Source organism: Pseudoalteromonas sp. G5_S1_54_S4 (assembly GCF_054968565.1).
This window is the reverse complement of sequence record NZ_JBQKUL010000090.1, coordinates 1-5,219: the sequence shown is the minus strand read 5'-3', so window position 1 is coordinate 5,219 and position 5,219 is coordinate 1. Positions and strand designations below refer to the sequence as shown.

Below are 5,219 nucleotides of genomic sequence, written 5' to 3'. Positions count from 1 at the left end.
AACTTAAAACCTTTAACCTAACACCTTATGCCTTTAACCTTATAATTTAACTGTAAACCCCCGTTACATTTTGATTAAAAAAGCCACACTTTAACTTATATTTAGGTGTGGCTTTTTTAAAGTAGGTGCAACTAAAAATTAAGCGACATTCGCTGCTAATAGTTCGTTACGTACTAACTCTGCGCCTTTGCTTAGGGCGTTGAGCTTACCGTTTGCAATATTGCGGGGCAGGGGGGCCATGCCGCAGTTGGTGCATGGGTAGAGTTTGTCGGCATCTACATATTTAAGTGCTTCGCGTAGAGTTTTGGCCACCTCTTCAGGGGTTTCTATAGTATTGGTGGCTACATCGATTGCGCCCACCATTATTTTTTTACCGCGTACGAGTTCGAGTAGCTCTATAGGTACATGTGAGTTTTGGCATTCTAGCGAAATAATATCAATATTCGATTTTTGCAGCTTAGGAAATACTTCTTCATATTGTCGCCACTCGGTACCAAGGGTTTTCTTCCAATCGGTGTTGGCTTTAATGCCGTAGCCGTAGCAAATATGCACGGCGGTTTCGCATTTTAACCCCTCAATGGCTCGCTCTAGGCAGGCTATGCCCCAGTCGTTTACCTCGTCAAAAAACACGTTAAAAGCAGGTTCATCAAATTGAATTATATCAACCCCAGCGGCTTCTAGCTCTTTGGCTTCTTGGTTGAGTATTTTAGCAAATTCCCATGCTAGTTTTTCACGGCTTTTATAATGATCGTCATACAGGGTGTCGATCATGGTCATTGGCCCTGGCAATGCCCATTTAATTGGTTGGCTGGTTTGCTGACGTAAAAACTTAGCGTCTTCAACAAATACCGATTTAGTGCGAGACACAGGGCCAACCACTGTGGGTACGCTGGCGTCGTAACGGTCGCGAATTTTAACTGTTTTACGGTTTTCAAAATCAACGCCATTTAAGTGCTCAATAAAGGTGGTTACAAAGTGCTGACGGGTTTGCTCGCCATCGCTGACTATATCTACGCCTGCGGTTTGTTGCTCGTGTAGTGAAATACGCAGGGCGTCGTGTTTGCCATCTACCAGCTCACTGCCTTGTAATTTCCAAGGTGACCATAAGGTTTCGGGCTCAGCAAGCCATGACGGTTTTGGCAAGCTGCCTGCTGATGATGTAGGTAATAGTTTTTTCATAATAAATGCCGCCTTTAATTTTGTTGTGTGATTAAGCGATACTCGCCGAGAACTGCTGCAGCACTGATTGATAAGGCTTAATAAAATGCTGCTCGGTAAATTTGCCTTGCTCAACCGCTAATTGACCTCGCTCTGCGCGGTCATACACAATTTGCGTTAACGAATGGTCGTCATTTTTTAAATTAGGTTTATAACGGCTACCTGCGGCGGCGTTGGCGTTATAAATTTCTGGACGATAAATTTTTTGAAACGTTTCCATGGTGCTGATGGTGCTAATTAATTCAAGGTTGCTGTAGTCGTTAAGTAGGTCACCAAAAAAGTAAAACGCTAATGGTGCAACGCTGTTTGGTGGCATAAAGTAGCGCACTTGTAAGCCCATTTTTTTAAAGTATTGCTCAGTTAACGACGACTCATTAGGCTGATACTCTACGCCTAAAATGGGGTGTAAGTTTTCGGTTTGCTGATAGGTTTTGTTATCAGACACGCTTAAGCAAATAACCGGTGGTTTTTTAAAATGCTGTTTATAGGTATTTGAGTTTACAAAGCATTTAAACAACTTGCCGTGTAAGTCACCAAAGTTATCGGGAATACTAAATTGCGGTTTGCTTTTGTTATGCTCAAGTAGTAACACGCTAAAGTCGTAGTCGCGCACATACGATGAAAAGTTATTACCCACAATGCCTTCAATTCGCTCGTTAGTTTGGCGGTCAATAATATTGGTTTTTAATACCTCAATTGACGGAAATGCCTGACCACTGCCTGCAATGTCTAAATCGACCGAAATGATCTCGAGCTCAACCTCGTAACGATCCCCTTGTGGGTTATCCCAACTGGCCAGTGCATTAAAACGGTTGTTGATCATTTTTAGGGTATTACGCAGGTTTTGTTGGCGGCTTTCACCCCTTGCTAAATTAGCGAAATTGGTCGTAATACGTGTGTTATTTGATGGATGGTAGTTTTCATCCAAGTTAGTGCTTTTAATAGTAAATGTAAGATCAGTGCTCATAGCCGTATCCTTTCAATTTGAGTTGTTACTGCTTTTATCAATGACACATTACTCGCTGTTAAAACCAAACTAACGGGATAACTGTAATGGTGCTTTGCAGAGTTAATAAATTTATACGCGCTATGTGGCATGAAGAAAAACGGTATTATTTCAGGTAAAACATGAGCCAGATTCATTCTTTAACAAAGTTGAATGAATAAATTAGGCTAGTAGACGCTCCCACTCAGACAAAACCCACTTTGGAAGTCTAGATCTCTAGATGTTTTTACGGGTGTTGTGATTTATTCATACAAAACGTGAGTATTATTCAATGCTTATAGGCACTTAAAGTGCCATTTGCATAAACGGTTGTTGATATACTCGAATAAACTTAGGTGAGCTTAAGCGCTTTATTAAGCAGATCATCTGCCGCAGAACTTTCCACAACATAAGAAGAGACAAAAGGAATGAGTGATTTAATAGTGTTATTTATATACTGCGCCATATTAGGTAGCGGTGTTGGTTTTTTAGCAGGCCTTTTAGGAATAGGGGGCGGGCTGGTGATTGTGCCCATACTCAGCATGATATTACTGCACTTTAATGCTTTGCCACCTGAACAAGTAGTGGTGGTTGCCATTGCGACCTCGCTGGCCTCTATTTTATTTACTTCGACCTCGTCGGCTATTGCGCATCATAAAAATGGCAATGTACCCTGGGATATTGCACCTTGGGTTATGGCATGCGTTGCCTTTGGTGCGCTTATTAGTGGCTTTATAGCTGCTCTATTACCTGAGCATGTAGTGCGTTTGGTATTTGCTGTGAGCGTGGTGCTAATTGCACTAAAAATGATTTTTTCTGGTAAGAATGATTCAGCAATAGCGCGCCCATTACCAAACAAAGGGTTACTAAGCGTTTATACGACCATAACCGGTGGCTTGTCTGCCATGATAGGTATTGGCGGCGGGGCAGTATTAGTGCCGCTACTGACGTTTTTTTCTGTTGATATGAAAAAAGCTATAGGCTGTGCCTCGGCCTCAGGCATTGTGATAGCACTGTTTGGATCAATGGGTTATATCAGCTCAGGCAGCCAGTTATTTAGCCTAAAAGAAGGATTTGCGGGCTTTGTGTATTTGCCCGCTTTATTGGGTATTGTATGCACCTCATGGTTTACTGCGCCGCTCGGCGCTAAAGCTACCCATTATTTGCCAGTTTCAACCATAAAAAAAATATTTGCCGGCTTATTAATTGTAATGGCAATCAATATGTTTACTCGATAAGGTTAAAGTTCGCAGGCTTGCTTGCGAATATATTTTGAAATAATAAACTTTAAGGCAAGGATGCTATGAAAATAGTTAAATTAAGGGATAAAGTTGATAAAACAATCTTAAGTGTTGCTTTGTTCTTTTTGATATCACCTATTATAGGGTTAATTACAGGAACTGCTCATCAGCTTGGAACGACAGGCAGCGACTATCAACAAGCATCGTTAATTGATGACCCAGAGCAATACTGGCAAATTATTATCATGCAACTTACTATTACTTTAGCTATCGGTATCCAAGGGTTTATTACATTCCCAGCCTTGATTGCTGCACGCCAAAAAGTATTAAACTTTAGAGATAACAATAAAATAGTAGCCAATATCATATTTTATTTGCTCACTCCGGTATTCTTTATCGCTTTGTTGATATTTTTAATATATTTATTTGAAGTTTGAGAAGTGTAAGGTTTTAGACCCGTAACCCGCACCCCGACGCCCGTCAATCTTAAGGCGATTAACTAAAATCTACGTCATTTGCGCATGCTTTATAAATTCATCATAAATACTGTCTTTAATGAGCCTGTCGGGTGTAAAGGCATAATAATGCTGATAAACATTATCGATTGTACCAATGTAATTTACGCCGTAATGGCGCTCTACCTCGGCTCTTACCAAAATAGGCGCAGGGAATATGCCAAACCCTTGCTCACCTAACGATTTCATTAATGCACTGTCGTCAACATGGCCAGCTATTGTCATTTCAATGCCTTGCTCTTGCAGCCAATAATAAATAGCCCGCGCGACGGGGCTTTCTTTTGCGGGGAGCACTAGAGGCTTATTGTTTAAAGACTGCGGAAACTGCTTATGTAACTGCGAATGCCATGTTTCGTTACCAAAAAGAGCGATTTGGCTTTTACCTATTTCATGGCAAAATGCCTTAAATGGCAAGGTGGTATCGAGTAGTTTATCAGCTAACACTAAGTCGAGCTTATGAATCGCCATTTGCGCAAGCAGTTCATCTTGTTGGCCGTCAATACAGTGCAAGTTTGTAATACGGTCGTTATTAATTAAAGGCGCTAGCCACTTCGACACCAGTGATTTGGGTAACACATCTGAAATACCGACCTTTAGTGTTCGTGAGTATTGCGTGGTATCACCTTGTGTGGTTTCTAGCCATTCGTGAGCAATAGCAAACATATCATTAGTGTACTGCTGAGTTACATGGCCAAACTCCGTTAACTGTAGGCCCCGCCCTTGGCGAATAAATAGCGGTTTTCCTAGTCGTTGCTCTAAGTTAGTAATTTGCGAGCTGACCGTTTGCGGCGTTAAATTAAGTATTTTACTCGCCGCTGCAATACTGCCGTGCTTACTTACTTGCCAAAAATAATATAAGTGATTGTAGTTGATGTTGGTAATCATTCGAAAATACCTGTTTTAAAGTAAGAAATAATCAGCTTTTTCCTTTGCCACTAAGTTAGTAGATTACAGTCATGCCTGCAACATAGTTACTATTAAAAGGTGTAATTGCATGAAGCTAAAACTTACAGTTAAAAACAAGATAATTAACGCAAGTGAAAAGATGTCGCTTTTGAAGTTGATAAAAAGCCAATTGGCAAAACATGCTTTGAATATTCGTAAAGTTGAGATTCAAATAAATGATCTTTCGAGTGAGCGCCACGGCACTTTGCAGCAATGCAAAATTAATATTCTTTTGCCTGGGCTACCCAGTATTAATGTAAATACAAAGGGAAGAAGTATGCTGCAAGCGATAAAGCGGGCACTAAAAAGTTTGCA

The 5,219-nt window shown here is 40.8% G+C and carries 6 protein-coding genes; 3 read left to right on the top strand and 3 right to left on the bottom strand.

Features of this window, described 5'->3' with window-relative positions; translation table 11 throughout:
• Positions 1-138: 138 nt before the first annotated feature.
• Positions 139-1,179, bottom strand: a complete 1,041-nt coding sequence (locus ACTRWE_RS18805; protein ID WP_058553254.1) for a methionine synthase — start codon at positions 1,177-1,179, stop codon at positions 139-141.
• Positions 1,180-1,210: 31 nt separating this feature from the next.
• Positions 1,211-2,185, bottom strand: a complete 975-nt coding sequence (locus ACTRWE_RS18800; protein WP_462880494.1) for a DUF1852 domain-containing protein — start codon at positions 2,183-2,185, stop codon at positions 1,211-1,213.
• 446 nt (positions 2,186-2,631) lie between these two features.
• Between ACTRWE_RS18800 and ACTRWE_RS18795 the strand changes: the two genes are divergently transcribed.
• Positions 2,632-3,441 (top strand): sulfite exporter TauE/SafE family protein, encoded by an 810-nt coding sequence (locus ACTRWE_RS18795; protein ID WP_462880493.1) that lies wholly within the window; start codon positions 2,632-2,634, stop codon positions 3,439-3,441.
• Positions 3,442-3,506: 65 nt separating this feature from the next.
• Complete coding sequence (locus ACTRWE_RS18790; RefSeq protein ID WP_054201546.1) at positions 3,507-3,881, top strand: hypothetical protein; 375 nt, start codon at positions 3,507-3,509, stop codon at positions 3,879-3,881.
• A gap of 69 nt (positions 3,882-3,950) precedes the next feature.
• On the opposite strand, the gene nhaR is transcribed toward ACTRWE_RS18790, so the two are convergent.
• Positions 3,951-4,844 (bottom strand): transcriptional activator NhaR, encoded by an 894-nt coding sequence (gene nhaR, locus ACTRWE_RS18785; RefSeq protein WP_462880492.1) that lies wholly within the window; start codon positions 4,842-4,844, stop codon positions 3,951-3,953.
• 109 nt (positions 4,845-4,953) lie between these two features.
• Here nhaR and ACTRWE_RS18780 point away from each other — a divergent pair.
• The coding region (locus tag ACTRWE_RS18780; RefSeq protein WP_462880491.1) for a hypothetical protein at positions 4,954-5,219 on the top strand (266 nt) is incomplete at its 3' end.

Coding starts and splice junctions, on each gene's coding strand:
- ACTRWE_RS18805 (WP_058553254.1), bottom strand. CDS start 1,179: ATGAAAAAACTATTACCTACATCATCAGCAGGCAGCTTGCCAAAACCG.
- ACTRWE_RS18800 (WP_462880494.1), bottom strand. CDS start 2,185: ATGAGCACTGATCTTACATTTACTATTAAAAGCACTAACTTGGATGAA.
- ACTRWE_RS18795 (WP_462880493.1), top strand. CDS start 2,632: ATGAGTGATTTAATAGTGTTATTTATATACTGCGCCATATTAGGTAGC.
- ACTRWE_RS18790 (WP_054201546.1), top strand. CDS start 3,507: ATGAAAATAGTTAAATTAAGGGATAAAGTTGATAAAACAATCTTAAGT.
- nhaR (WP_462880492.1), bottom strand. CDS start 4,844: ATGATTACCAACATCAACTACAATCACTTATATTATTTTTGGCAAGTA.